General features: G+C 57.2%; 30 protein-coding genes and 1 tRNA gene. 17 read left to right on the forward strand and 14 right to left on the reverse strand.

The genetic code is table 11. The features are described 5' to 3' along the window. Positions 1–4: 4 nt before the first annotated feature. From NOR97_RS07400 to NOR97_RS07430, 7 genes are all read right to left on the reverse strand, one after another. On the reverse strand, positions 5–778 hold the full coding sequence (locus NOR97_RS07400; RefSeq protein ID WP_170344329.1) for an ABC transporter ATP-binding protein: 774 nt from the start codon (positions 776–778) through the stop codon (positions 5–7). After that, complete coding sequence (locus tag NOR97_RS07405) at positions 775–1,539, reverse strand: ABC transporter ATP-binding protein (RefSeq protein ID WP_257600716.1); 765 nt, start codon at positions 1,537–1,539, stop codon at positions 775–777. Before NOR97_RS07405 ends, NOR97_RS07400 begins: the two co-directional genes overlap by 4 nt. Continuing rightward, the gene (locus NOR97_RS07410) at positions 1,536–2,633 is read right to left on the reverse strand and encodes a branched-chain amino acid ABC transporter permease (protein WP_170344325.1); all 1,098 of its coding nucleotides are present in this window, start codon (positions 2,631–2,633) and stop codon (positions 1,536–1,538) included. Before NOR97_RS07410 ends, NOR97_RS07405 begins: the two co-directional genes overlap by 4 nt. A gap of 3 nt (positions 2,634–2,636) precedes the next feature. Then, positions 2,637–3,512 carry a branched-chain amino acid ABC transporter permease gene (locus NOR97_RS07415; protein WP_257600717.1) on the reverse strand — a complete coding sequence of 292 codons (876 nt, stop codon included), beginning with the start codon at positions 3,510–3,512 and terminating at the stop codon, positions 2,637–2,639. Between the two features lie 75 nt (positions 3,513–3,587). Beyond that, on the reverse strand, positions 3,588–4,616 hold the full coding sequence (locus tag NOR97_RS07420; RefSeq protein ID WP_257600718.1) for an alcohol dehydrogenase catalytic domain-containing protein: 1,029 nt from the start codon (positions 4,614–4,616) through the stop codon (positions 3,588–3,590). Between the two features lie 198 nt (positions 4,617–4,814). Beyond that, entirely contained in the window at positions 4,815–5,306 is a 492-nt protein-coding gene (locus NOR97_RS07425; RefSeq protein WP_257600719.1) for a hypothetical protein, read from the reverse strand. A 261-nt stretch (positions 5,307–5,567) separates the two neighbouring features. Next, a tRNA-Ser gene (locus NOR97_RS07430) sits at positions 5,568–5,657 on the reverse strand. Between the two features lie 123 nt (positions 5,658–5,780). Between NOR97_RS07430 and NOR97_RS07435 the strand changes: the two genes are divergently transcribed. The 9 genes from NOR97_RS07435 (at position 5,781) to NOR97_RS07475 (ending at position 13,235) form a co-directional block, all read left to right on the forward strand. After that, positions 5,781–6,623 (forward strand): DUF2059 domain-containing protein, encoded by an 843-nt coding sequence (locus tag NOR97_RS07435; protein ID WP_257600720.1) that lies wholly within the window; start codon positions 5,781–5,783, stop codon positions 6,621–6,623. After that, positions 6,623–7,423 (forward strand): DUF2059 domain-containing protein, encoded by an 801-nt coding sequence (locus NOR97_RS07440; protein ID WP_257600721.1) that lies wholly within the window; start codon positions 6,623–6,625, stop codon positions 7,421–7,423. The genes NOR97_RS07435 and NOR97_RS07440 overlap by 1 nt, the downstream gene beginning before the upstream one ends. Positions 7,424–7,642: 219 nt before the next feature. Beyond that, positions 7,643–8,254, forward strand: coding sequence for a 50S ribosomal protein L21 (locus tag NOR97_RS07445; RefSeq protein WP_152457962.1), 612 nt, complete (start codon positions 7,643–7,645; stop codon positions 8,252–8,254). An 11-nt stretch (positions 8,255–8,265) separates the two neighbouring features. Further along, the gene (gene rpmA / locus NOR97_RS07450; RefSeq protein ID WP_039535512.1) at positions 8,266–8,535 is read left to right on the forward strand and encodes a 50S ribosomal protein L27; all 270 of its coding nucleotides are present in this window, start codon (positions 8,266–8,268) and stop codon (positions 8,533–8,535) included. Positions 8,536–8,630: 95 nt separating this feature from the next. Then, the gene (locus tag NOR97_RS07455; protein ID WP_152457963.1) at positions 8,631–9,239 is read left to right on the forward strand and encodes a LysE family translocator; all 609 of its coding nucleotides are present in this window, start codon (positions 8,631–8,633) and stop codon (positions 9,237–9,239) included. Then, a complete protein-coding gene (locus NOR97_RS07460; protein WP_152457964.1) occupies positions 9,236–9,772 on the forward strand; it encodes a GNAT family N-acetyltransferase in 537 nt (178 codons plus the stop codon). The genes NOR97_RS07455 and NOR97_RS07460 overlap by 4 nt, the downstream gene beginning before the upstream one ends. A gap of 38 nt (positions 9,773–9,810) precedes the next feature. Beyond that, complete coding sequence (obgE, locus tag NOR97_RS07465) at positions 9,811–10,845, forward strand: GTPase ObgE (RefSeq protein WP_170344313.1); 1,035 nt, start codon at positions 9,811–9,813, stop codon at positions 10,843–10,845. After that, complete coding sequence (proB, locus tag NOR97_RS07470; RefSeq protein ID WP_257600723.1) at positions 10,833–11,939, forward strand: glutamate 5-kinase; 1,107 nt, start codon at positions 10,833–10,835, stop codon at positions 11,937–11,939. Before obgE ends, proB begins: the two co-directional genes overlap by 13 nt. Positions 11,940–11,972: 33 nt before the next feature. Further along, complete coding sequence (locus NOR97_RS07475) at positions 11,973–13,235, forward strand: glutamate-5-semialdehyde dehydrogenase (RefSeq protein ID WP_170344310.1); 1,263 nt, start codon at positions 11,973–11,975, stop codon at positions 13,233–13,235. Here NOR97_RS07475 and NOR97_RS07480 read toward each other — a convergent pair. Then, on the reverse strand, positions 13,232–13,828 hold the full coding sequence (locus NOR97_RS07480; RefSeq protein ID WP_170344308.1) for a histidine phosphotransferase family protein: 597 nt from the start codon (positions 13,826–13,828) through the stop codon (positions 13,232–13,234). The genes NOR97_RS07475 and NOR97_RS07480 overlap by 4 nt on opposite strands. Before the next feature lie 43 nt (positions 13,829–13,871). On the opposite strand from NOR97_RS07480, the gene NOR97_RS07485 reads away from it, so the two are divergent. From NOR97_RS07485 to tsf, 5 genes are all read left to right on the forward strand, one after another. Beyond that, a complete protein-coding gene (locus NOR97_RS07485) occupies positions 13,872–14,054 on the forward strand; it encodes a DUF3553 domain-containing protein (RefSeq protein WP_050602459.1) in 183 nt (60 codons plus the stop codon). Between the two features lie 108 nt (positions 14,055–14,162). Beyond that, complete coding sequence (locus NOR97_RS07490; RefSeq protein WP_170344307.1) at positions 14,163–14,918, forward strand: GNAT family N-acetyltransferase; 756 nt, start codon at positions 14,163–14,165, stop codon at positions 14,916–14,918. Next, positions 14,905–15,759 carry a 1-acyl-sn-glycerol-3-phosphate acyltransferase gene (locus NOR97_RS07495; RefSeq protein ID WP_257600724.1) on the forward strand — a complete coding sequence of 285 codons (855 nt, stop codon included), beginning with the start codon at positions 14,905–14,907 and terminating at the stop codon, positions 15,757–15,759. The genes NOR97_RS07490 and NOR97_RS07495 overlap by 14 nt, the downstream gene beginning before the upstream one ends. A gap of 166 nt (positions 15,760–15,925) precedes the next feature. Next, on the forward strand, positions 15,926–16,726 hold the full coding sequence (rpsB, locus tag NOR97_RS07500; protein ID WP_170344303.1) for a 30S ribosomal protein S2: 801 nt from the start codon (positions 15,926–15,928) through the stop codon (positions 16,724–16,726). A 76-nt stretch (positions 16,727–16,802) separates the two neighbouring features. Continuing rightward, positions 16,803–17,678 (forward strand): translation elongation factor Ts, encoded by an 876-nt coding sequence (gene tsf / locus NOR97_RS07505; RefSeq protein ID WP_152457972.1) that lies wholly within the window; start codon positions 16,803–16,805, stop codon positions 17,676–17,678. A gap of 367 nt (positions 17,679–18,045) precedes the next feature. Here the strand turns inward: tsf and NOR97_RS07510 are convergent, their stop codons facing one another. Then, positions 18,046–18,801, reverse strand: a complete 756-nt coding sequence (locus tag NOR97_RS07510; RefSeq protein WP_170344301.1) for an autoinducer binding domain-containing protein — start codon at positions 18,799–18,801, stop codon at positions 18,046–18,048. After that, positions 18,798–19,247 carry a type II 3-dehydroquinate dehydratase gene (gene aroQ / locus NOR97_RS07515; RefSeq protein WP_170344299.1) on the reverse strand — a complete coding sequence of 150 codons (450 nt, stop codon included), beginning with the start codon at positions 19,245–19,247 and terminating at the stop codon, positions 18,798–18,800. Before aroQ ends, NOR97_RS07510 begins: the two co-directional genes overlap by 4 nt. 457 nt (positions 19,248–19,704) lie before the next feature. Between aroQ and NOR97_RS07520 the strand changes: the two genes are divergently transcribed. Beyond that, entirely contained in the window at positions 19,705–20,523 is an 819-nt protein-coding gene (locus NOR97_RS07520) for an SDR family oxidoreductase (protein WP_257600725.1), read from the forward strand. Between the two features lie 28 nt (positions 20,524–20,551). Here the strand turns inward: NOR97_RS07520 and NOR97_RS07525 are convergent, their stop codons facing one another. Beyond that, on the reverse strand, positions 20,552–21,181 hold the full coding sequence (locus NOR97_RS07525; protein WP_257600726.1) for a 2-hydroxychromene-2-carboxylate isomerase: 630 nt from the start codon (positions 21,179–21,181) through the stop codon (positions 20,552–20,554). Positions 21,182–21,381: 200 nt separating this feature from the next. Between NOR97_RS07525 and NOR97_RS07530 the strand changes: the two genes are divergently transcribed. Both NOR97_RS07530 and NOR97_RS07535 read left to right on the forward strand, forming a co-directional pair. Further along, on the forward strand, positions 21,382–22,614 hold the full coding sequence (locus NOR97_RS07530; RefSeq protein ID WP_257600728.1) for a serine hydrolase: 1,233 nt from the start codon (positions 21,382–21,384) through the stop codon (positions 22,612–22,614). Between the two features lie 51 nt (positions 22,615–22,665). Then, positions 22,666–23,535 carry an acyl-CoA thioesterase II gene (locus NOR97_RS07535; protein ID WP_257600729.1) on the forward strand — a complete coding sequence of 290 codons (870 nt, stop codon included), beginning with the start codon at positions 22,666–22,668 and terminating at the stop codon, positions 23,533–23,535. Here NOR97_RS07535 and NOR97_RS07540 read toward each other — a convergent pair. The 3 genes from NOR97_RS07540 to phoU form a co-directional block, all read right to left on the reverse strand. Next, positions 23,532–24,299: an SDR family oxidoreductase gene (locus tag NOR97_RS07540; RefSeq protein ID WP_257600730.1), complete on the reverse strand. Its 768-nt coding sequence runs from the start codon at positions 24,297–24,299 to the stop codon at positions 23,532–23,534. The two genes, NOR97_RS07535 and NOR97_RS07540, sit on opposite strands and share 4 nt — an antisense overlap. Positions 24,300–24,487: 188 nt before the next feature. After that, entirely contained in the window at positions 24,488–25,177 is a 690-nt protein-coding gene (phoB, locus tag NOR97_RS07545; protein ID WP_257600731.1) for a phosphate regulon transcriptional regulator PhoB, read from the reverse strand. Positions 25,178–25,189: 12 nt separating this feature from the next. Next, entirely contained in the window at positions 25,190–25,891 is a 702-nt protein-coding gene (phoU, locus tag NOR97_RS07550; RefSeq protein ID WP_170344289.1) for a phosphate signaling complex protein PhoU, read from the reverse strand. Between the last annotated feature and the right edge of the window lie 8 nt (positions 25,892–25,899).

The following is a 25,899-nucleotide window of genomic DNA, read 5'->3' on the forward strand; positions in this document are numbered from 1 at the left end:
TTGCTTACCTCCACGTCTTCTTGCGCTTCCAACGGCGGTTTTCGCGCGCGCCTTCTTCCCGCACGCCTAGATAGAAGTTCTGGATGTCCTCGGACTTCAGCAACTCATCCGCAGCGCCGTCCATGACGATGCGTCCAACCTCCATCACGTAACCATGATGCGCCAGTTCCAATGCAGCATTGGCGTTCTGTTCGACCAGTAGCATTGTCATATGCTGTTCTTCGTTCAGACGCTTCAGAATGGCGAATATTTCCTGCACCAAAAGCGGTGACAGACCCAGTGACGGTTCATCCAGCAGCATGATGCGGGGGCGGGCCATCAGCCCACGTCCGATTGCCAGCATCTGTTGCTGCCCACCTGACAGGGTGCCGGCCTCTTGCGTGCGGCGATCTTTCAGAACGGGAAAGTAACTGAAAACCAGCTCGCGATCCTGGTCGATCTGCGCCTTGTCCGATCGAGTATACGCGCCGAGGCTCAGGTTTTCATCGACGGTGAGCAGGGGAAACACCTCGCGCCCTTCGGGCACATGCACAATCCCGCGCTGGACGACTGTATGCGGCTCGGCCCCCTGAATGTCGTCTCCATCAAAGGTGATCGTGCCTTTTTCCGGGTCCATCACACCCGAGACGGTTTTCATCAACGTCGTCTTGCCGGCACCGTTTGCGCCAAGGATCGAGACAATCGCACCTTCGTGAACATCCAGAGAAACGCCACGAATGGCCATTATCGGGCCATAAAAGCTTTCGACATTTCGGATTTTCAGGATTGGCGCGCTCATGAGGCTTTCCCCAGATAAGCTTCAATCACCGCCGGGTGCGATTGAACTTCGGCCGGGGTTCCAAGCGCCAGTTTGGCACCATCTGCCATGGCCAGAACCCGGTCTGACACGCCCGAGACCAGGCCCATGTCATGTTCTACCATCAAAACGGTGATGCCCATCTGCCGTCGGATATCATCGATCCACCAACGCATGTCTGTTGTCTCCTCGACGGACAACCCCGAGGCCGGCTCATCCAGTAGCAGCAATTTGGGGTCGGTTGCCAAAGCGCGAGCAACTTCAACCACTTTGCGTACGCCGTAGGGCAGCCCGGATATCATCTTGTCGCGATAGGTTTGCAGGTCGAGAAAATCGATGATCCGTTCCACTTTCTCGCGGTTTTCCAGTTCCTGTTGCTTTGCGGACGGGGTGAACAGAATCTCGGAAATCAGGTTTGTCCTGCGGTGGCGGTGCCGCCCGACCAGCAGGTTTTGCAGAACGGTGGCGTGTTCGAACAGTTCGATATTCTGGAAGGTCCGCGCCACGCCATAGGCGGCGACGCCGGACGGTTTGACCTGAAGCAGATCATGCCCGTCAAACCGGATCGCCCCGTCAACGGGATCGTAGAACCGGGAAATCAGGTTGAAAACAGTGGACTTGCCCGCACCGTTTGGACCGACGATGGCGAAAACCTCACCTTCCCGAACATCGAATGACAGGTCATCCACCGCCGTCAGGCCGCCGAACTTGAGGGTGACATTTTCGAACTCCAGCAAGCTCATCTCAGACGCTCCGTCTTGAGATAAGACTTCTGCCGTTTGAACATGTCCTTTCGATAGAAGGGGAACAGCTCGAACCAGGTGCGGATTTTCAGCCAGCGGCCATAGATGCCCATGGGTTCGAACAGGATGAAGGCAATCAGTATCATGCCGAAGATGCCGAACTCCAATCCCGGAATGGCCACCGTACTGCCACCGAACAGAGCGCCGGCATATTCTTTTGAGATAGACAGAAACTGCGGCAGGAACCCGATCACGATCGCGCCCAGAAACGCGCCGTGGATCGACCCAAGCCCACCGATCACGATCATCATCAACAATTGGATCGAGATCAGAACACTGAAGGTTTCGTTGTTGAACGCTCCGGCGAACAACCCCATCAGTGCCCCGGCCCAGCCCGTCACCGCGCAGGACAAGGCGAAAGAGATCATCTTTGTCCGCGCGATATCGATTCCCATCGCCTGGGCCGAAACCTCAGAGTCGCGCACAGCGATAAAGCTGCGGCCCAAAGGCGCGCGCAGCAGGTTGATATATCCCAGTGTGACCAGAACGGCGACGGTCAGGACCAGCCAGAAGAACTGATCGGGCGTTCCCCAGCGGTCTACCAGATGGCCGAAGATTTCGACCCCGCCGACATACTTGCCCGCAACACCGCCGGTGATGGGTTCGGACAGAACGATGATGTCGTCCATCAGGATCGAAAGCGCCATGGTGAAGATGGCCAGATAGATGCCATGCAGGCGCAGGGCAGGGATCGCGACCGTCACGCCCGCTATCCCGGTCAGAATGCCCGCCAGCGGGAAAGCAACCAGAAAGGGCACCCCGGCTTCTATCAGGGCGACGTTGGCATAGCAGCCAAAGGCCAGAAAGGCCGCGTGGCCCAGACTGACTTGCCCTGTATGCCCGGTCAGGATCATCAGACCCAACCCGGCAATGGCCCAGATCAGGACGTTGGTCAGTTCACCCAGATAGAACTCGTCAAGCCACCAGGGGGCTGCGGCAACAACCGTCAGAAGGATCAGATACAGGACAAGCTGATAGCGGTCTTTCCACGGGCGGATATCCTGCATGTAGTCGGTTTTGAAGACGATCCGCATGGCTCAGACCTTTTTGACCCGAACCTGACTGAACAACCCGTTGGGGCGAAAGATCAGCACGGCAAGCAGCAGGGCGTATGGCGCGATCTGGCTGTAACCCGCCGCGATATAGCGGCTGGCAAAAGGTTCGATCACGCCGACGATAAGTCCACCGGCCAACGCACCGGGCAGGCTTCCGAATCCTCCGATAACGGCGGCGGCAAATGCCTTGATGCCCAGTAATCCGGTTGTCGGATCCACCGCGCCCTTGGCGGCGAACAGAATGCCCGCAATCCCCGCAACGACACCGGCCAGCGCCCAGATGAACCCCTGAACCCGCTTGACAGGTACACCCATGTAATACGCTGCCAGCTGGTTCTGCGACGCCCCCTGCATCGCCAGCCCAAGTTTGGAGCGTTTGAAAAAGACGTAAAGGCCCCATGTCAGCAGGATGGTCACGACGATCACGGCGACATCCTCCAGCCCCAGCACAAGGCCGCCAAAGCGCAGATCTTTCCCCGCCAGCGGGTTTTGCAGTGTTTGCGGTTCGTGCCCCCAGATCAATCCGGCCACGAAACGGATCACAAAGCCCAGGGCGATGGTCAGGATAACAACGGCGGTCTGACTTTCGCCAAACAGGCGACGGATGATCAGGCGATCCAGAAGATATCCCAATGCGCCCATGATCCCCAGTGATATCGGCAGGGCCAGCCAGAACGGCAGACCCATGTACTCGGTATTGGTCAGGCCGATGGAGACAAAGGCCCCCAGCATCATGAAATCGCCCTGCGCGAAATTTACCGCTTCGGTCGCCTTGTAGATCAGAACAAAGCCAAGCGCGATCAGGCCATAGACACACCCGTTTGCCAGTCCGCTGATCAGCAGCTGTGCGTTATCCAAACTGTCCTCCCTCGACCGGTTTGCCGGTGTCGCGTTCTGCCCGCGCGTATCCTGCGGTGACGCGGGTTTGTTCTACTATGGCGTGATAATCACCTTGCCGTCACTCTTTTTCAGCGCATCCGCCAGATTTGGCACAAGATTTTTCAGCCTAAGATGTTCCGAAACATCCGTTTTCCAGCGCCCGTCGGCAAACCGGGCCTGAACCTCGGCCACGACGCGCATCTGATCAGCGGGCGGGGTCGACATCATCCAGTTCGTCAGCCAGAAGCCTTCGATCCGCTTGCTCATGAAGATCAGTTGACCGGTCTGCGTCAGCGTCGGCGCCTCGGTAGACAGCTTGCCATAACTGATCCAGCGCGCCCGGTTGGGCATGGCGCAGAACAATTGTTCAGACAACTGGTCCGTCACGGCATCCAGAAACACGCGCGGTTTCAGCTGCGCGCTCAGATCCGCAAACTTGGCGACAACGTCTTCATCGGTTGTCACCAGCACTTCGGCCGCGCCAAGATCTTTCAACATCCCTGTCGTCTCGGCCCGGCGCACCAAAGCGATCGGCTTCAACCCCAGGTCGCGGCCAAGGCTGCACATCAGCTTGCCCAATTGGCTGGTCGCGGCTGATACGACAAAGGCATCGCCGTCGGCCTTGGCCATATCCACCATGGCCATCGCCGTCATTGGATTGACGATCTGAGCAGCCCCATCATCGTCCGAGATATCAGGGCGCAGCGGGATGCACATCTGCATCTGCGTAACGACATATTCCGCCCAGGCCCCCGATCCGGCGGCAACAAACGCGACGCGTTGCCCTTGCAGGGCTTCGGCGCCCTTGCCGGCGGCCACGACGTCTCCGCATCCTTCAAAGCCGGCGGTGGATCCCTTGACCCTCGGCTGCCCGTATTCACCCTTGATGAAATGCAGATCTGACGGATTGACCGAAGCCGCGCGCAACCGGATCAGCACCTGACCCGGGCCGGGTTCCGGCGTGGGAACTTCGGCTTCTTCCAACCAGTCGGCGGCGTTTTCAATGGCCGGTCCGGTGGCCGTGCCGGAATACCCGTCATGCTTCAGGATTGCGGCGAACATTGTCTGGGGCAGGTCGGTCATCGGATCATCCTTGAAATGGCTAAAGCACAGCGCGCACCATATCTGGAAAGCCCCCGATAGTACGGGCAAGGTGCAGGCTGTTTGTCAGGCACAGCCAATCAAAAGCCGCGAAGGAGGTCAATTCAACGACGCCCTAACGTAGGGGCAGCGCAGATGCGCCCTTGGGAAAGGCCGACCCGTGGATCGGCCTTCAAAACTTTACTGTTGGGTCAGCAGGTTGGTCAGTTCCTGAATTTTCTGAACAATCGTTTCAGGCGAGTCCTTGATATCATTTACAATCTTGATCGCCTGATCCTTCGGATCGGTGGCCAGAGTGCTGTCCTGAAGGGATGCCATAATGCCATCATAGTCGAAGTTGGTCGGGTCCAGCTTGCCTTCCTGAAACCATGAGTTCAGCAACTCCTGCCCCTGACCGGCCAGCGCGGCCACCTGATCGCTGGCCTCCTGGGCGGTGTCAGCGGCCTGATCCGCCAACGACGAAGCTGCTTCGGCGGCTTGTTCGGTCGCGGCATCAACAGCGTCAGAGGCAGCGTCCTGTGCGGATGAAGCCGCGTCTGTCACCGCTTCGGCGGCTTCTTCTGCCGCCGTTTCCAAACGTTCAGCGGGTGTGGGTTCGGGTTGATTCAGATAGAAATACCCGCCAGCGCCAATTGCGGCGATGACGATGGCAAGAATGAGAGTACGCGACATGTGTGTCTCCTTTGGAAAATGTGTCGCCGGGATGCGCCAAAAATAACTCAGGTACAAAGGGGAATTCCCAATAATTCTCAGCAGAATAGAGTATAAGCCGGGCTATGCTCATTGCCCCTGGAAACGCGGCAAGAACACGCCTGCACAAAGGTGACGCGCCCTGTTTTGGCAGCGATCCGCCGGGAAAGGACCGCAGACGCAACCAATTTTCAGGCGTTTCTTGTGGGCCAAAAAGGCAGCATTGAGCCTGCATTGGGATAGTGGCGGAGAGACAGGGATTCGAACCCTGGGTGGGCTTGCACCCACAACGGTTTTCGAGACCGCCCCGTTCGACCACTCCGGCACCTCTCCGCGGGGGTCTGTGAGGGGGGGATTTAGTGAGGAACGGGCAGGGGTGCAAGCAGAAAATTCGGGATTTTGCGAAACCGGGGATTTTCCGTTGCCTGCCAGCGCAAAACTCCTAGTCTGATAGGTATGACACAGTTTCTACGCCGCTCTGCCTTTTGGTTTCTGGCCCCGCTCTTTGCGCTTGTTCTGATCCCTTTGGAACTTTCCGCCGCCAGCCGCGATCGGATAGAGGCCTTTCTGACCACAACCGGGTTTGACGTCGCCCTGGAAAGCATCGCGCTGAGCTCGAGGTCCGCCCCTCAGATGCTGGGGATCGACCCTGAGGGATTTGGCTCGGACTGGGCCCGCCTGGCGGACGAAGTCTTTGACGTCGGCGCCATGCACGAGACTGCGGTTTCCATTCTCGAACAAACCCTGAGTGATGAGGCGCTGACGCACGCGGTAGACTTTTATGCTTCCGACCTGGGTCAGCGCCTGGTCGAGGCCGAAAACGCCTCGCATATGCTTAAGGACGATGAAGCCAAGCAGTTGGAAGGTCAAAAAATCATTTCAGACCTGATCAAAGACGGATCGCAACGGGTCGAAAGTTTCAAGCGCATGAACAACGCGATCGATTCGACCGGCACCGCAGTGCGGGCCCTGCAAGAAATTCAGGTGCGTTTTCTTCTGGCAGCCAGCGCATCAGGTGTCATCGAACTGCAACTGGATGCCGATGAATTGCGTGCGCTGATGAAGCGGAACGAAGCCGGTATGCGCCAGTCGCTGCAACTGTCCAGCCTTGCGGGCGCAGCTTACACCTATCAGGACTTTTCCGATGCGGATGTCGACTCGTATGTCGAGGCGCTGGAACAACCCCTGATGCAGGAAGTGTATGAATTGCTGAACGCGATCCAATACGAGATCATGGCCATGCGGTTCGAAGTTCTTGCGGCCCGAATGGCCGAGCTGCATCCCGCACAGGATATTTGATGCACCGCGTTTTTCTGACGATTGCGTTTGTTCTGTGGGGCGCACAATTGCTGGCCGATCAAAGGGTCGACCGGCTGGCGCAGGCCATGCACCTTTCGCATGTGATGGAAATTCTCGTACAGGAAGGGCAGGGGCACCGCGAGGAACTTGACGAAACGCTGTTGGACAATACCGGCGGCGCATATTTTGAAGCGCAGGTCAAAGATATCTACGACCCGGTCTGGATGCAGCAATTCCTGACGGATGCCTTTGAGGCAGGTCTTTCAGTTGCGCAGCTTGATCAGGCGATCCTGTTTTTCGAAAGCGATCTTGGTCAGACGATCGTGTTGCTGGAAAACTCGGCCCGGCAGGCGATGTCGGACCAGGCCATCGAGGACATGGCCCGTGAATCCTATGAGTCCGTTGAACGCGACTCGACTCGGTTCGAGTTGGTCGATGAGTACATCCAGGCCAATGACCTTGTCGAAAAGAACGTTCAGGGGGCGCTGAGTTCAGATTACAGCTTCTTTCAGGGTCTTGATATCGACGCGCAAGGCGACGATCAGGAATTGCTGGCCGAACTTCTGTCACAGAAAGAGAGCCGCGCAGCTGAAACCGAGGCGTGGCTTTATTCTTTTCTTCTGATGGCCTATCGGCCTCTGGACGAGACCCAGATGCGCGAGAATATTGCGTTTTCCAGAACCGAAACCGGGCGCGCCCTGAATGAGGCGCTGTTCGACGGCTTTGACCGCATGTTCAACGATATATCTTTCCGGTTGGGACGGGCGGTCGCACAGACGCTCAGGGCGTCTGATCTCTGACGACGCTTTGGTGTTGACTTTTCCCGGCGATCCATGGATAAGCGCGCATCCCGGCCGGTATTCCGCGCCGGGTATCGTTATTATTTGACCCTTGGGATGTCCTGATGGTCATTCACACAGCCCGAAAAGGGCGCGCTGTTCGAGGTGGCTTTCAAGTGTCTTGGAGCCGGAAACTCCCGTAAGGGGACCACAGAACGCGGTTAGACAAAGGAAAGACGCATGTTTGCGGTCCTCAAGACTGGCGGCAAGCAGTACAAGGTTCAGGCGGGTGATATCCTCCGCGTTGAAAAGCTGGCTGCCGACGCAGGTGAAAAAGTTCAATTCAACGATGTTCTGATGCTGGGTGGCGACGCTCCGGTCGTTGGCGCACCGTTCATCGAAGGCGCAGGCGTTCAGGCCGAAGTGATCGAACAGATCAAAGGTGACAAGGTCATCAAGTTCGTCAAGCGTCGTCGTAAGCACAGCTCGAAGCGTACCGTTGGCCACCGTCAGAAGCTGACACTGGTCAAGATCACCGACATCCTGTCGTCGGGCGCTGACAAGTCGGGCATCAAGGCTGCAACCGGTTCGGCTCCGGCTGGCGAAGCGGCACCTGCTGCAAAGCCTGCCAAGAAAGCCGAAGCCAAGGCAGAGGCACCTGCCGCTGCTGCTGCGGACGATCTGACCAAGCTGAACGGCGTCGGCCCTGCCGCCGCCAAGAAGCTTGCCGAAGCCGGAATCGAGAGCTTTGCCGCTCTGGCCGCCTTGTCGGACGAGCAGATTGCTGCTATCGAAACGGTCAAAGTGAAACCCGAATGGGTTGAGCAGGCCAAAGAGCTGGCCAAAGGCTAAGGAGAGAGAGAATGGCACATAAAAAAGCTGGCGGTTCCTCCCGTAACGGCCGCGACTCAGCGGGTCGTCGCCTTGGCGTGAAACTGTATGGTGGTCAGGCCGCCATCGCAGGCAACATCATCGTGCGTCAGCGCGGCACCAAGTTCTGGCCGGGCGAAGGCGTCGGCATGGGCAAGGATCACACCATCTTTGCAACCACAGATGGCGCCGTAAAGTTCCACAAGGGACTGAAAAACCGCACCTTCATTTCGGTCCTGCCAGTGGCGGAGGCCGCAGAGTAAGCCGAAACCCAGAAGGTTTAAGAAAAATTCATGGGGGACCGGCACAAAGTGCCGGTCCCTTTTTCGTTTTAACGCAGTCGTGATCAAACAAACCGATGACAGTCGCAACCACCAGTTTCCTGATCTTTGCCGCCAGCCAGGTCGGCACGCCGGGACCGGCCAACATGGTCCTGCTGGGTACTGGTGCGCGTTTTGGCTTTCGCGCCGCGTTGCCTTTTGTCGGGGGTGTTATCCTTGGGAAGCAGCTGATCATTTGGCCGGTCGGTTTTGGGTTGCTGCATCTCGCGGATCAGGCACCCGCGGTGTTTACGGTGCTTAAATACGCGTCAGCGGCCTATATTTTTTGGCTGGCGTGGAAGATTGCCAACACGCGGTTGTCGCGACAGCAGGCTGAGGGGAACGCCCCTGGCTTTCTGGCCGGGCTGATTGTTCATCCGCTCAACCCCAAGGCCTGGGCCATGATCATTGCCGGGTTCACCGGGTTCGTGGCTGCGGGCACCCCCAGTTTCGAAGCGACGGTTACGATTGCTCTGTGTTTGTTGTTTTGCCAGGTGATCCTTCATCCGATCTGGACTTTTGCGGGCGATAGAATTGCCCACGCGGTTGAAGGACGACCCGTTGAAAAATATCTGATGTGGACATTGGCAGGCCTTACGGTTGCGTCCGTACTTTTCGTGTTGTTCGGAGGAGGAACACACCCATGAAACTTGAAACAATAATAAATCAGCCGGTCATAGAAACCGAGCGGTTCGATCTGCGTCCTCTGCGTCGGTCGGATATGGGGCTGATCGAGCACTATGCCGGTGATGAGCGTGTGGCACGTATGACAACCAGTATCGCACATCCTTTGGCCCCCGGCTCGACCGAGGCCTTTGTGACGCGCTCGATGGCCGAGGACCGGGACGAGGACGTCTGGGTCATGGATGCCACCAAGGACGGCGGTCCGGAACTGATTGGTCTGATCACGCTGAAACGGCTGGATCGGAATCAGTCCGAAGTCGGCTATTGGGTTGCACCGATCTATTGGAATACCGGCATTGCCTCTATGGCTGTCGAAGCACTGGTAAATGCCAACCCGCTGAAAAACGCGACGATGTTTGCCAGTGTGTTTCAGGACAATCCGGCCTCGGCCCGGGTCCTGACTCATTGCGGGTTCCAGTATCTTGGCGATGCAGAAAGCTATTCGGTGGCGCGTGATGCGAATGTGCCCACCTGGACGTACAGCAAAAAACTCTGACTTGTGGCCGATGGGGCCTTTGCAGTAGGGGACAGACCATGAAATTTCTCGATCTTGCAAAGGTCTACATCCGGTCCGGGGCCGGCGGTAGCGGCTGCGTCAGCTTCCGACGCGAAAAGTACATCGAATACGGCGGCCCTGATGGCGGGGACGGCGGTAAGGGCGGTTCCGTCTGGGTCGAGGTCGTGGACGGGCTGAACACCCTGATCGACTTCCGCTATCAACAGCATTTCTTCGCCAAGAACGGCCAGCCGGGCAGGGGGCAGCAACGTACCGGCAAGGACGGTGATGACATTGTCCTGCGCGTGCCCGTCGGCACCGAGATTCTGGACGAAGACGAGGAAACCGTCATCTGCGATCTGACCGAAGTGGGCCAGCGTGTTCTGCTGGCCAAGGGCGGCAATGGCGGTTTCGGCAACCTGCACTTCAAATCGGCCACCAACCAGGCCCCCCGGCGTGCAAATCCGGGGCAGGCAGGCATTGACCGTACGATCTGGCTGCGTCTGAAACTGATTGCCGATGTAGGACTGCTGGGCATGCCGAATGCAGGCAAATCGACCTTTCTTGCAGCCACGTCAAACGCGCGGCCCAAGATCGCGGATTATCCGTTTACCACGCTGCACCCCAATCTGGGTGTCGTGGGGGTCGACAACGTGGAATTCGTGGTGGCCGACATCCCCGGCCTGATCGAAGGCGCCCATGAAGGGCGCGGGATCGGAGATCGCTTCCTTGGTCATGTCGAGCGCTGCGCCGTGCTGCTGCATCTTGTCGATGGTACCTCGGAAACGGTTGCCGATGACTACCGCACGATTATTCACGAGCTTGAGGCCTATGGCGGCGAACTGGCCCAGAAACCCCGGATCACCGTTCTGAACAAGGTTGATGCGTTGGATGATGAAGAACGTGATCTGGCCAAAGCCGAACTGGAAGAGGCCGTTGGCGGCCCCGTGATGACGATGTCCGGCGTTGCTCATCAAGGTGTAACCGAGGTTCTGCGCGCGTTGCGCGGCCAGATCGATGACAATCGTGTTCGTCAGAAACCCGCTGAGGAGGCGCAGCCTTGGCAACCCTGACTTCTGCGCGCCGATTGGTTGTCAAAATCGGGTCAGCTTTGCTGGTTGATCGCGAAACCGGCCAGTTGCGCAATAAATGGTTGTTTTCGTTGGCGCAGGATGTCGCGTGGCTCAAGGGGCAGGGGACAGATGTAATCCTTGTCTCGTCCGGATCTATTGCACTGGGACGCGGCGTTTTGGGGCTGTCCATGGCGACATTGCCATTGGAAAAGTCGCAAGCTGCCGCTGCCGTCGGGCAAATTCGTCTGGCGCGTGCATATGAAGAGGCATTGACGCCTCATGGGATTACCACGGCTCAGGTTTTGGTGACATTGGAAGACAGCGAGGATCGTCGCCGCTATCTGAATTCACGGGCGACCCTGGAAACTTTGCTGGGCTTGGGTGTCGTACCGATCGTCAACGAAAACGACACCGTGGCAACGGATGAGATCCGGTATGGCGACAACGATCGTCTGGCCGCGCAAATCGCGGTAACGGTCGGGGCGGATCAGTTGATCCTGCTGTCAGATGTCGATGGCTTCTATTCGGGCAACCCCAACGAGGACGCCTCGGCCACGCGTTTCGAAACGATCGACATGATCACGCCCGAGATCGAAGCCATGGCGGGCGATGCGGGCTCTGGCCTGTCAAAGGGCGGAATGAAGACAAAGCTGCTGGCCGCCAAGATGGCCACCGCGGGCGGTTGTGCGATGGCGATCACGGAAGGATCGGTTCTGAACCCTCTGAAAACGCTGGAAAATGGCGCGAATTCGACGTGGTTTACCGCAACGCTGGACCCGCATGCTGCGCGCAAACGCTGGATTTCAGCAATGAAACCGCGTGGCGAAATCACCATCGATGAAGGGGCTGCCAACGCGCTGGCAAATGGCAAAAGCCTGTTGCCCGCAGGTATTGTCGAAGTGACCGGCGATTTCGGGCGCGGCGACCCCGTCGCGATCCTTGACCCCAAAGCTCGCCGGCTGGCGCAGGGAATCAGCCGTTACACCGCGCAGGAGGCTGACGCGATCAAGGGGCGCAAGTCGTCCGAGATCGAGGCGACCCTTGGATATCCCGGCCGTGCGGCCTTGATCCACCGGGATGATCTGGCCCTGTAGATACTGAAAAAGACGACCTGAAAGGCACGCGACATGAAAGATTTCGACAGCATTCCGGCTCTGATGGCTGATCTTGGAAAACGTGCCAAAGCGGCATCGCGCGATCTGGCTTTTGCGAGCTCTGAACGCAAACATGCCGCCCTGATTGCGGCAGCCGACGCGGTTTGGGCCAATCGGGCGCAGATCATCGAAGCCAACCGGAAGGATCTGGAGTTCGGCCGCGAGAAGGGCCTTAGCCCGGCGATGATGGACCGCCTTATGCTGGATGAGGCGCGTGTTCAGGGCATGGTCGATGGTTTGCGGGCGGTGGCTGATCAGACCGATCCGGTGGGCGAAGTGCTGGCCGAATGGGACCGTCCGACTGGATTGAATATTCAGCGCGTACGCACCCCGCTGGGTGTGATCGGCGTGATCTATGAAAGCCGCCCGAATGTCACCGCTGACGCAGGCGCGCTGTGTCTGAAATCCGGAAATGCCGTTATCCTGCGCGGAGGGTCCGAGAGTTTTCATTCTTCGACCGCGATTCATGCCTGCCTGGTTGAAGGGCTGAAGGCCGCCAATCTGCCGGAAGATGCGATTCAACTGGTGCCGACACGTGACCGCGCGGCGGTTCAGGAATTGCTGACCCTGACCGACTATGTCGACGTCATCGTTCCGCGCGGCGGCAAGGGGTTGGTCGGGCTGGTCCAGCGTGAGGCCCGTGTGCCTGTCTTTGCGCATCTTGAAGGCATCGTGCACATCTATGTCGACAAGGGTGCTGATCCGCAGAAAACACTGGACGTGGTGCTGAACGCCAAGACGCGCCGTACCGGCATCTGCGGCGCTGCCGAATGTCTGCTGATTCATCAGGACATCGCCGAAACGCTGGGGCGAGACGTGATCGCCGCACTGCTGAAAGCAGGGGTCGAAGTTCACGCCGAAGGCACACTTGCGGTCGAGGGCACAGTTTCCGCGACGGCGGAGGATTGGGGAAAAGAGTTTCTGGACAGCGTGATCGCGGCCAAGCCCGTCGCTGATATCGACGCTGCCATTGCGCATATCCAGCGATACGGATCAAACCATACCGATTGTATCATGACCGAGGATGACACGGCCGTAGCCCGTTTCTTTGAGCGCCTCGATAGCGCGATCCTGATGCACAACGCTTCGACTCAGTTCGCCGATGGTGGCGAGTTCGGGATGGGCGCCGAGATCGGTATCGCCACGGGCAAAATGCATGCCCGCGGCCCGGTGGGGGCCGCCCAGTTGACCAGTTTCAAATATCTGGTGCGCGGAAACGGAACGATTCGGGATTAAAAACGCAGCGCTACGCGGGTTGCGGCGGTTTCCACCGCAACGCGCCGACCCATCGCATTTGCGGTTTCGGGCAGCAGAGCGAACTGGACCTGCGCGGGTGTAATCTTGTTGGGAAACCGGCCGGTTGCAACGTGTTTCCACAGTTCAGTGTCCACGTTCAGCTTGTCCGCTGTCCCGATGACCGACCATTTTCCATCCTGGGTCGTGATTTCGACTGTGCCGCCCAGTGGCATGGCGCTTTCGAAACACATGATTGCCAAAAAGGCCAGTTTGACCTGATTTCGGGGCACGGGTTCCTTCAGATTCCAGATAACCCTCACCCGTCCGGTGCGTTCGATGTCCTTGAGCAGCTCGGCCACTTCGGCACGGCCCAGCGGCTGTTCTCCTGCTGATCCGAAGGCAACCCGGAAAAACCGGATACGCGCGCCCGCACTGCCGACACTGCCCGAGATCAACTCCATCTCGGGGCCCTGGACAGCGCCAACCATGTCCAACAGTTCCAGCCCGTTGGTGATCGCCCCGATCGGGCTGATCAGATCGTGGCAGATCCGTGAGCCGATCAATTCAGCCAGGTTGACGTTCGTGTTGCCCATGCGTACCTCCTGCGGTATCTGCCGCAGGAACCGGAAGCCCCAAATGACAGACATGAATGCTATTCTTGCACCGGGCATGTTTGTTCGCCACCCGGATTTCCCCGAATGGGGCGTCGGACAGGTTCAGTCCAACATCGCAGGCAAGATCACCGTGAACTTTCGCGAGCAGGGGAAAGTGGTAATCGACGGAACGCGCATCGCCCTGATGCCGGTCTTTGATCCGTGAAACTGGTTTAAGAAGAGTTAACAGAAAAGGCCAGATGCCCACTTGTTGCCTTCCCCTGAGGAACTGGGGTATCAGCCGCGTTGATAAAACAGGATCGATAAGTCTGACATGCCGGACGCTGGCCCCTCGTTCACGATCAAATTGGCAGAAACCCAGGACGAACTGCGCGCCGCGCAGCGGTTGCGCTATGACGTGTTTGTGCGTGAACTCGGCGGCGGGGGTGAGCTGATCGATCATGTGACCGGGCTGGAACGGGACCGGTTTGATCCCTATTTCGATCACATGCTGGCCATCGATGATGCGACCGGAGAAGTTGTCGGCGTTTACAGGCTGTTACCGGGGGATCGCGCCGCTGACTTGGGGCAGTTTTATTCCGAGGACGAATACGATCTGAGCGTTCTCAAGCAAAGTGGCCGCAAGTTGCTGGAACTGGGCCGGTCCTGCCTGCACAGGGACTACCGGGGCGGTACGGCCATGTATCATCTCTGGAATGGTCTCTCTCGGTATGTGGCCGAACGTCAGATCGAAGTTCTGTTCGGCGTCGCCAGTTTTCATGGCACGGATGTGCAGGAACTGGCCCAGCCATTGTCCATGCTGCATCACAATCATCTGGCACCGCCAGACCTGCGGGTGAGGGCTCAGCCGAGCGTGTTTCAGACCATGGATCTTGTCGCACCGGACGGGCTGGATCGCCGCCGCGCCATGGTGCAGGTTCCGGCCCTGATCAAAGCCTATCTGAGGCTTGGCGGTTTTGTGGGTGAAGGGGCGTTCATCGATCATACCTTCAATACCACCGATGTGTGCCTGATCCTGGATACGACCCGTATGAACGAGCGGCAGAAGCGCATCTATGGCGGGGCTTGATCCGGTGAATGATCCGCTTTGGAACAGTGAGGATGCGCCGGATCCGATCGAACTGGGTTTTGTCGGCTGGATTCTTGTGATCCTGAGGGGCTTGCCCCTGGCCATCCTTGTGTTCGGTGGGCTGCTTGTTCTGTTGGCCATTCGACTGATCGAGCTGCCGCTTTGTGGCGTTCGACGCCCTGTCACACCGTTCATCAGCCAGTTCGTGTGCCGAAACGCGTTCCGAATCCTAGGAATCGGATTCCGCTGCTCGGGTGCGTTGATGAAGGAACACGGCGCAGTTGTTGCCAACCACACATCCTGGCTGGATATCTTTGCCCTGAACGCCCGCAAAAGGGTCTACTTCGTGTCCAAGGCAGAAGTCGCAAACTGGCCGGGTATCGGATGGTTGGCACGGGCCACCGGAACCGTATTCATCGAGCGGGATCGCAAAAAGGCGCGCGAGCAGACGGCGATCTTCGAAGAACGTCTGAAGGCCGGACATAAACTGTTGTTTTTCCCCGAGGGCACCTCGACCGACGGATTGCGCGTTTTGCCATTCAAAACAACGCTCTTTGCCGCTTTCTTCGCGGATGAATTGCGGGGTTTCATGTATGTGCAACCGGTCTCGGTGATTTTCCACGCGCCGAAAGGTCAGCCTGACCGGTTCTATGGCTGGTGGGGCGATATGGATTTCGCGCCCCATCTGCTCAAGACATTGGGCGCGCGCAGGCAGGGGTCCGTTGAACTGATCTATCACTCTCCCGCCCGGGTCAGGGATTTCGCCAACCGCAAGGAACTGGCGGCCCATTGCGAGGCGGCAGTGCGCCACGCGCATGCATTGGCGCGGCTTGAAAAATAAGGCTTTGACCCTTGCACTGCCTTTAAACCTGCCGTATACGCGCGCCATTCAAACCCGCAGGCGGGGTTTGGGCCTTGTAGGGGAGACATCCCTATCTGGCCCGCCGGTTGGAGCATTCGCTTCTTTCACCCCCGCCGAGGCGTAAACCGGAAAAGGAAAACATAGCATGGCTCTTCCCGAGTTCACCATGCGTCAGCTGCTGGAAGCTGGCGTGCACTTCGGTCACCAGACACAGCGTTGGAATCCCCGCATGGGCCCGTTCATCTACGGCTCGCGCAATGGCATCCACATCATGGACCTGACCCAGACCGTTCCGATGCTGGATCAGGCTCTGCAGGCTGTTCGTGACACCGTCGCAAAAGGTGGCCGCGTTTTGTTCGTTGGTACCAAGCGTCAGGCTGCTGGCCCGATCGCTGAAGCCGCTGAAAAGTCGGCTCAGTACTACATGAACCACCGCTGGCTGGGCGGCACGTTGACCAACTGGAAAACCGTTTCCCAGTCGATCAACCGTCTGAACCAGATCGACGAAGCCATGGAATCGGGCGCCGAAGGCCTGACCAAGAAAGAGCGTCTGGGCATGGAGCGTGACCAGGCTAAGCTGCAGGCGTCGCTGGGCGGTATCCGCGAGATGGGCGGCGTTCCTGATCTGCTGTTCGTCATCGACGTTAAAAAAGAAGCACTGGCGATCGCCGAAGCCAACAAGCTGGGTATCCCGGTAGTGGCTGTTGTCGACACCAACTGCTCGCCCGACGGCGTTGACTACATCATCCCCGGCAACGACGACGCAGCCCGTGCCATCGCTCTGTACTGCGACCTGGCCGCGCGTGCCGCTCTGGACGGTATGACCGCTCAGATGGGTGCAGCAGGCGTTGACCTGGGCGCGTTCGAAGAAGCTCCGGTTGAGGAAGTGGTTGCTGAAGAAGCACCCGCAGAAGAAGCCGCACCGGAAGCCAAAGCCGAAGCGTAAGCTGCCCGTCACGTAAATGACATATGGGGCAGGGTAGACCTGCCCCAATTCCGTTTGAATTGAGGAGAGCCTAAAGATGGCAATCACAGCAGCAATGGTTAAAGAACTGCGCGACTCGACCGGCGCAGGCATGATGGACGCGAAAAAAGCGCTGACTGAAACCGGCGGCAACATGGATGAAGCCGTTGACTGGCTGCGCACCAAAGGTCTGGCCAAGGCGGCCAAGAAATCGGGCCGTACCGCAGCAGAAGGTCTGGTTGCAGTCCACGTCGATGGCGGCAACGGTGTAGCTGTTGAAGTGAACTCGGAAACCGATTTCGTCGCGAAAAACGCCGAGTTCCAGGAAATGGTCGGCAAGATTGCTTACGCGGCTGAAGGCGTAGACAACGTAGAAGAGCTGCTGGCAGCTGATCTGGGCGGCAAATCCGTCGCCGACACCCTGACCGACAAGATCGCCACCATCGGTGAAAACATGTCGGTGCGTCGCATGGCGAAACTGTCGGGCGACACCGTCGTGTCCTACGTCCACAATGCGGCCACCAACGGCATGGGCAAAATCGGCGTTCTGGTTGCTTTGACCGGTGGCGACGAGGCAATCGGCAAGCAGGTTGCAATGCACATCGCGGCCGTGAACCCGGCGGCCCTGTCCGAAGCAGACATGGACCCGGCAGTTGTCGAGAAAGAAAAGCAGGTCCAGATGGACATCGCCCGCGAATCCGGCAAGCCGGAGCAGGTGATCGAAAAGATGATCGAAGGCCGTATGAAGAAATTCGTCGCGGAATCGACTCTGCTGAACCAGCAATTTGTCGTGAACCCTGACCTGACCGTCGAAGCAGCGGCCAAGGAAGCAGGCGCGACCATCACCGGCTTCATCCGTCTGGAAGTTGGCGAAGGCATCGTGGTTGAAAAAGAAGATTTCGCCGCCGAAGTCGCCAAAGCCGCGCAAGGCTAAAAGGGCACAGGGAAAGAACCGGCAACGGCCTTTCCCAACAAATCTATAGGGTTACGCACTGCGTAACCCTTTTTTTCTGCCATCGGCGGATTTCAAAATTCTGAAATGTAGAGAAGAATTGGAGGGCCCCGCATGATGGGGATGGTCGAGGCCCCCCAAAATTCCGACACCGGCACGCGGACGAATAGGCGCCCCCTTGTCAGATTGATCGGAGAGCTTTGTTATTGCAAAGATCCAATCCAATGTTCCCTGGCTAAAGCCACCACTCACGGAACACTCTCACTTTGCAACTTTTAGGATTGGTTTGAAAAGTAGTGATTTCCTTACCTAGGGTAAACTGACGCGGGATAGCGTCAAAATATTGCGGTTATGCTTCCATAATGAACATCTGGTTGTGCAGTGACGCCTTGAGAACCGCTTGCGCCGTCGTTTCGACCGAAAGAGCTTCGCGCGCGAGTCGCAGGTGCTTTTCTACCGTTGCCGATGTCAGTCCCATCAACAGCGCGATATCCTGAGTGGTTTTCCCGTCACCAACCCATTGCAGAGCTTCGCGTTGACGTTTGGTCAGTGCCCGGTTCGGCGGATGGAACGGCAATGTCAGGATTTTCAGGTGGACGACATTGTTCATGAGCAAAATGTCGTCGCCGTGCTCTTCCCAGACCGCATCCACATCTTCCTGGCTGAGCCCATTGGCGGCCGACAGAGAAATCGCCCCTTTCGAGCGCATGGAAACCGAGTTGAAGCTGACGGTATAGCCGGAAACCACGCCCATGGATTTGTTGAACTCGAAAACTTCGCGCTCCTTGGCGGTCATCGTTCCGCCCGAGTTCATCTCCTGCAACATTTTCCAGCTGGCGGCGCCTTCGTTGTCCAATGCCCACTTCAACATCGGAGCGTGAAAATACAGACCATCCTTGAGGAATCCGTCCACATAAGCCCGTTTGTGGTTCGTCAGGATTACGAAATCTTCCGGATCACCCAGAGACGTCTCTGTCCGGTATTGCGTGTACCCATAGATCAGGCGGGTAAATCCGAACTCGGCCATTTTGCGGCAATGAGCATCCCAAAGGTCTTCCAGGGTTTTGGTGTAGCTGACAAACCGAAGATATTCCTTGAGCTTCATGTCGTGTTGCCCGCTTTCAGATGAGCCGCGAGCGCGTCCAGCGCGAGGATATAGCTTTGGGCACCGAAGCCACAGATCTGACCCAATGCGACAGGGGCTACGTAGGACCTGTGCCGGAAGGCTTCTCGGGCATGAATGTTGGAGAGATGCACTTCGACAACCGGCAACTCTACAGATGCAATGGCATCCATGAGGGCAATCGACGTATGCGTGAATGCCCCTGCGTTCAGTACCAGCCCGCTTTGCACACCACGGGCCGCATGAATGGCGTCAAGCAGCACACCTTCGTGATTGGATTGCAGATGCGTTACATCAAGCCCTATGGACGCCCCATGCTGAACGCAGCGGTCCTCGATCATGTGCAATGTTGTGTCGCCGTAAACCTCGGGCTGCCGTGTACCAAGCAGATTGAGGTTAGGGCCATTCAATACCAAGACGTTATGCATGTTTTCACGATCCCCATACTATGGTTCATAGACGCGAAAAGGCCGGGTTGTCTACCTGACATTAACGGATTGAATACAGACAGGTGCCAGGAAAACAGAACTTGTGATGGAAGAGAAAACCATCTTCAGTCATTCGGCATGACGATACCGCACGTCCGTTTGGAATTGGGCCGTATATTTACGTCCGTTTTTCGTTTTTGGGAAAACAGAATTTCAGGCGCATTGCCGTCAAGTTCACGATCTGAAAACAGGAACTGTCCGGGGGTCTCGCTCGGCCCCTTGCGACGCTGAGTAATACTTGCAAACCGTCTCTGATGCGATTGTAGATTGTCGTGTGAAGTTTTGGTGCAACCCGGGTTCGTGTCAACGCAGCGGGCGGCTGATTGCCGCAAAGACGATAAGGCTTTGAACCGGGTCGGAATGCAAACGAAATCAGATTTGGCAGAGGAACACGACAATGACCCCGGATACCCTTTTCTCGCTGCCCGGCAAAACCGCATTGGTAACAGGCGGCGCCACGGGTATCGGTCGAATGGCCGCTGAAGCGCTGGTCAGGGCCGGTGCGCGTGTTTTGATTGCCTCCCGAAACGGGGACGCGTGTGTCGCGGCCGCCGCCGAGTTGAATGCGCTGGAGGCACCGGGAAGTGCCGAGGGGTTTGCCGGAGACATCGGCAGCGAGGCAAGTATCGCCAAACTGGTTTCAGACATTCAGGACCGAACGGAAAGGCTTGATATTCTTATGAATAACTCTGGCGTGACCTGGGGTGCACCCTTGGGGCAGTTTCCGTATGACGCGTGGGACAAGGTGATGTCGGTCAACGTGGCCGGGGTTTTCGAGCTTACCCAGAGGTTGCTGCCGATGTTGATGCAATCCGGAACCGCAGACGATCCGGCCAGGGTCGTGAATGTCGGGTCCGTGATGGGAGAGGTTCCCATGGGGGATGGCGCCTACAGCTATTCAGCCTCGAAGGCTGCGGTTCTGCATCTGACGAAAATCATGGCCAAGGAACTGTCGCCTTACCACGTGACGGTCAACGCGCTGGCTCCGGGGCCGTTCGTATCGCGGATGACGGCCTTTGCTACGGCGGATGAGGACAAGCGTGAAAAGGTCGGCAAGTCAGTGCCGCTTGGGCGCGTCGGCTGTGATGAAGATATAGCGGGATGTGTTCTGTTTCTGTGCGGACGCGGCGGCAGTTACGTAACCGGTTCGATTATCCCGGTTTCCGGTGGGATCAACGTAGTTACGTCGGGCAACATCTTTGCCGAAGCCTTCTAAGCCACGCTGCGGTCAGAGCTGAACCCGGTCACAACGTGTTGGATTTGTGCCGTTTCTTGTGTTTCGACAGCTCAATTTCCAGGTTCGGCAAGCTGTTCTTGCCAAAGAACATTTCAGACCCGAAAAACAGGCTGGGAACGCCGAAAACGCCGCGGCGCACGAATGATTTGGTCTGATCCTTCAGGTCCTGTTTGATTTCAGGGCTTGTCATTGCCTCGCGCAGCTTGCGAACCGGCAGTTCGTTTTCTTGCAGAATATCGACGAGAACAGCCAACTCGTCAGCTTTTTGTCCATGCACCCAAATCGCATCAAAAACGGCGCTTATATATCTATTTTCCCATGATTTTCCTCTGGCAAAGTGGGCGCCCCGCATCGCAAATTTCGTATTGATCGGAAAATGCGGGCTCATGTGAAAGCTCAGCCCGCGACGTCGCGCGAACCGATGCAAGTCATGGGTAAGATAGGCGGTTTTCTGACGGTTCTCGGAAAACGCCTGAAACGGGCTCTGGTTGTGCGTTGCCTTGAAAACAACAGGCAGAAGGACAGGGGAATACGTGATCCTGGCATTATTCCGCGCGGCCAGTTCTGGCAGCATCTTGTGGGCCAGAAAGGCATTCGGGCTGCAAAAATCGTAAACGAAATCTATGTTTTGCGTCATGATGTTCCTCCAGGCCGGTCCGACATGACCCCATCCAACAATTTACAAGCGAATCTGTATCGGTTTCATTGTATCACCTGGATGAAAGGCGTGCCTCTTGGCTCTGCTTGTATAACCATTCATTTCAGCCCGGGTTTTGCTGTTGTTTCAGGCCCCACGCACGCACGATATTAGTCAACTTCTGGTGGAACTCAAAAAAAATGCTTCGAAAACAAGCCATGTTCGATGAAACGCGTCTGAACCGGATTCGTATCTGGATGGACCGCTATGTTGATCAGCGTAAATACGCGGGCTCGTCCTTTTTGCTGAAGCACAAAGGGGATGAGGTCTTTTTCCACTCCAGCGGTCTTCGAAATCTGGAAGAGGCTCTGCCGTTCCAACGCGACACGCTGGTGCGCATCTACTCGATGACCAAACCCGTCACCTCTGTTGCCTTGATGATTTTGGCGGAACGTGGACTGTTTCACCTCGATGCGCCTCTGTCCGATTTCCTGCCCGAATTCAATCAGATGCAGGCTCTGGCGCCCGGCGCGGAAAGGCTGGATCAAACCGAAGACGCAGCCCCCCCAACTCTACATCAGTTACTCACCCACACCAGTGGTCTCAGCTATCCGTTCAACCCCGGGATACTGCCGGAGGCGATGGATGAAAAGGGTCTTATCTTCAAACCGGATCAAGGGCCTCTGAAAGATCGCGTACTTGACCTGGCAGAGTTACCTTTGGCATTCCAGCCCGGAACACGGTGGGAATACTCTGTCGGAACCGACGTGCTTGGGCGCGTTGTCGAAGTCGTCTCGGGACAGACCCTGGAACAATTCTTCCGGCAGGAAATCTTGGCGCCCCTCGAGATGGGCGAAACCGGGTTTTCGGTACCAGCCGGGGCAGGGGACCGGTTCGCATCCCTTTACACGCCGCTGGCCGGCGACGCGATGGCGTTGAACTCGCTTGACCAAGGAAGTGATCCACTACGATTGATCGATTCTTACAAGAGCTCGCCATTCGAGAACGCGACGACCTTTTCAGGAGGCGGCGGGCTGGTGTCCACAATCGACGACTATGCCAAATTCGTCGAGATGCTACGTAATCGAGGGGCCGGAAATGGCCATCAATTGCTTGGTCCAAAAACAGTGGACTTCATGATGCACAACCACTTGCCGGGTGATATCGCCTCGATGGGTCCAAAGAGCTTTGCAGAACAGCCGATGGAAGGCATGGGGTTTGGCCTTGCCGGATCGATTGTTCTGAATCCGGGTCGGGTGCGTGTGCCCGGTTCCGTTGGTGATTTCAGTTGGGGTGGCATGGCCTCGACCTATTTCTGGATCGACTGGCAGAACGACCTGACGGCTGTGTTCTTCACGCAACTGTCGCCGTCCAGTTCTTATCCATCCCGGGCTGAACTCAAGGCATTGGTGCACGCCGCCATGATTGAATGATCTTGCTCAGGCTGATACCCGGGTTTCAAATAATCAGCCTGAGAGCAAACAATGACCGAAGCGGAACGCATCTTACTGGATCTTCTGGATATCGAACGGCTTGAGGTCGATCTTTTCCGCGGCACAGGATCAGGTGGAGAAACACCAACCCGGATTTTCGGCGGTCAGGTCATTGCGCAGGCCTTGGCCGCGGCGTACAGAACCGTGGAAGACCGGTTGTGCCATTCCCTGCACGCCTATTTCATCCGACCCGGAGACCCAGATAAACCCGTTATTTATCAAGTTGATAGGGCGCGTGACGGGGGGTCGTTCACTACCCGCCGCGTCGTTGCCATTCAGAATGGCAAACAGATCCTGAACATGTCGGCATCCTTTCACGTTCAGGATGAAGGTTGGGATCATCAGCATCCGATGCCAACCGTGAATCCTCCGCAGACATACCCATCCCGCTCCGAGCTCCGACAAGCATATGTAGATCGCGTGCCCGAAGGTTTTCGCGGTGAACTTCTGCGTGAACGCCCGATCGAAGTCCGCGAGGTGGATCATCTGGATCCGTTCAACCCCGAAGTGTCAGACGACCGCAACCAGACATGGTTTCGCATGGCGGCCGCCGCGTCTGCGGATGCGAAAACTCAACATCTTCTGTTGGCCTATGCGTCGGATATGAACCTCATGTCGTCGGGCTTGCGACCTCACGGGCTGAGCTGGTTTTCGGGAGAGTTCAACGGCGCCAGCCTGGACCATGCTCTGTGGTTTCATGCACCCGTTAAATTTCAGAACTGGCATCTGTATGTGATGGATTCTCCGTGGACGGGGCAGGGACGCAGCTTCAATCGTGGATCGATCTATTCAGAAGACGGAACCCTTGTCGCGTCGGTGGCTCAGGAAGGTCTTATGCGGAAGGCGCAGGGAAAACGTTAAATATATGGCGTAAAGCGTTGATTCAACTTGCGCATTCCGCCCAGCCAGCGATCATAATCGGCCGCTTTGAGTTGCAGATAATCCAGAACCTGCGGATGTGGAAGAACCAGAAACCGTTCTTCCCGGATGGCTTGTACGCAGGCTTCAGCGACGTCTTCGGGCTCCAGCATTCCGTCGATCGATGCCACTGAAACCTCGTGTCCTTCAGTCATCTGCGACCGAACCGCCTGAGGACAAAGAACCGAGACCCGCAGACCTTTGGTGCCATATGTCAGCGACAGCCATTCGGCAAATCCGACCGCCGCGTGTTTCGTGACGCCGTATGGCGCCGCACCGGGTTGGTTCAGCAAACCCGCCGCAGAGGCCGTCGTCAAAATATAACCGCCGCCGCGACCGATCATGCGAGGCACCAGATGTCGCGCTGTCCACACGTGTGACATCACGTTGATTTTCCAAATTTTTTCCCATTGATCGTCCGGAACATCCAGACCGCCAAGCGTCAGGATGCCGGCATTTGCGCAGAACAGATCAATTGGGCCGACAGTGTTTTCGGTGTAATCAATCAACGCCTTGATCTGATCCTCATCCGAGACGTCACATGTGAAGGCAACGCCGCCAGTTTGGGTTGCGACTTCACGGGCTCCGGCTGCGTCAATATCCGAACAGATGACGCGCGCACCTTCCTGAGCAAAGCGTTCCGCCAAACCCCGGCCAATGCCATCTGCGGCGCCGGTCACGATGACAGTTCTATCTCTGAGCTCCATAGCGCATCCCAAAACAAATCTTGTGTGTCTTGGTCAACGTGTTCACTTTGCGGCCAAGTTACAAGCGGACAATATTCACCATAATACCAATTATGCGATCATTAGGTGAGCATGGGTGAATTCACATCCGAAGTGCGACCCCTGTTTAAGTTCACATGGTTTGCACGTTACAAGCCCACACCAAATAGCTACCCCAACGCGTATCCTGCGCCGCGGACGGTTCGCACTGGATCGGTTCCGCCATATTGCGTCAGAGCTTTGCGCAGACGCCCGATATGCACATCGACCGTTCGGGTATCGACATAGATGTCGCGGCCCCAAACCCGGTCCAGCAATTGCTCGCGGCTCCAGACCCTGCCCGGCTTTTCCATGAACGTGCTGAGAAGCCGGAACTCGGTCGGCCCGAGCTTGAGTGGTTTGTTGTCCCGGCTGACTTTGTGCGTCTCGGAATCAAGAATAATGTCATCGAATTCCAGGCGCAAACCAACTGTCGAAGGACGGACGCGGCGCAATTGCGTGCGCACGCGCGCCATCAGCTCGACCACGGAGTATGGCTTGACCACGTAGTCATCCGCCCCGGTTTCAAGACCGCGAACCTTGTCCACTTCCTCGGACCGGGCCGACAGCATGATTATCGGGATTGAACGCGTGTCCGGGCGGCTTTTCAGACGACGACAGACCTCGATACCGCTCAGATTGGGCATCATCCAGTCCAGGACGATGATGTCCGGACTGTCTTCATCCACCAACAATATGGCTTCTTCACCGTTGGCAGCCTTTGAAACCCGAAATCCTTCTGCTTCAAGATTGTAGGCCAGAACTTCGCGCTGAGCCATTTCATCCTCTACAACCAGAACGGTAGGCTGATCTGCGGACATCTCGCTCGCCTCCTACACGGTTTGCGACGTGTTGTCGGCCTTGGGCCGAGCCTCGGTCGGGCGGTCGCCGGTGACCAGGTACACAACCTGTTCGGCGATCGAGGTTACGTGATCGCCCATACGTTCGATATTCTTGGCGATGAAATGCAGGTGCATGCAGGCCGAAATATTGCGCGGGTCTTCGGCCATGAAGGTCAGAAATTCCCGGAACAGGCCGTTATACATCTGGTCAACTTCTTCATCGCGGTTGATGACGTCTGTGGCCAGTTCCGCATCGCGCTGAATATAGGCATCCAGCGCATCACGCAGCATCCGTTCGACCTCGCGTGCCATCCGGCGCAAGGCCGCAGCGCTTCCGGAGATCTCGCTGGCATTGACCAGAACCGTGGTTCGTTTGGCGATATTCTTGGCATAGTCGCCAATGCGCTCAAGGTTGCCGGATACCTTCAGAACCGACAGGATCAGCCGCAAGTCACCGGCCGTGGGTGCACGCAACGCAATCAACCTGGCGGTTTCTTCATTGATCAGTTCTTCAAGCGCGTCGATGGCTTTGTCGCCTTTTCGCACCTCTTGCGCCAACTCTTCATCGCGGGTTTCCAGCGAGCGGGCCGCGCCTATGATGGCGGCCTCGACCAGCCCGCCCATCTTCATGATATGCGCTTGGATCGCCTCGAGGTCGCGGTCAAAAGCAGTTGCAATATGTTGTTCGCTCATTGTCAGAT

The organism is Ruegeria sp. YS9, from assembly GCF_024628725.1.
Taxonomy (GTDB): Bacteria; Pseudomonadota; Alphaproteobacteria; order Rhodobacterales; family Rhodobacteraceae; genus Ruegeria; species Ruegeria atlantica_C.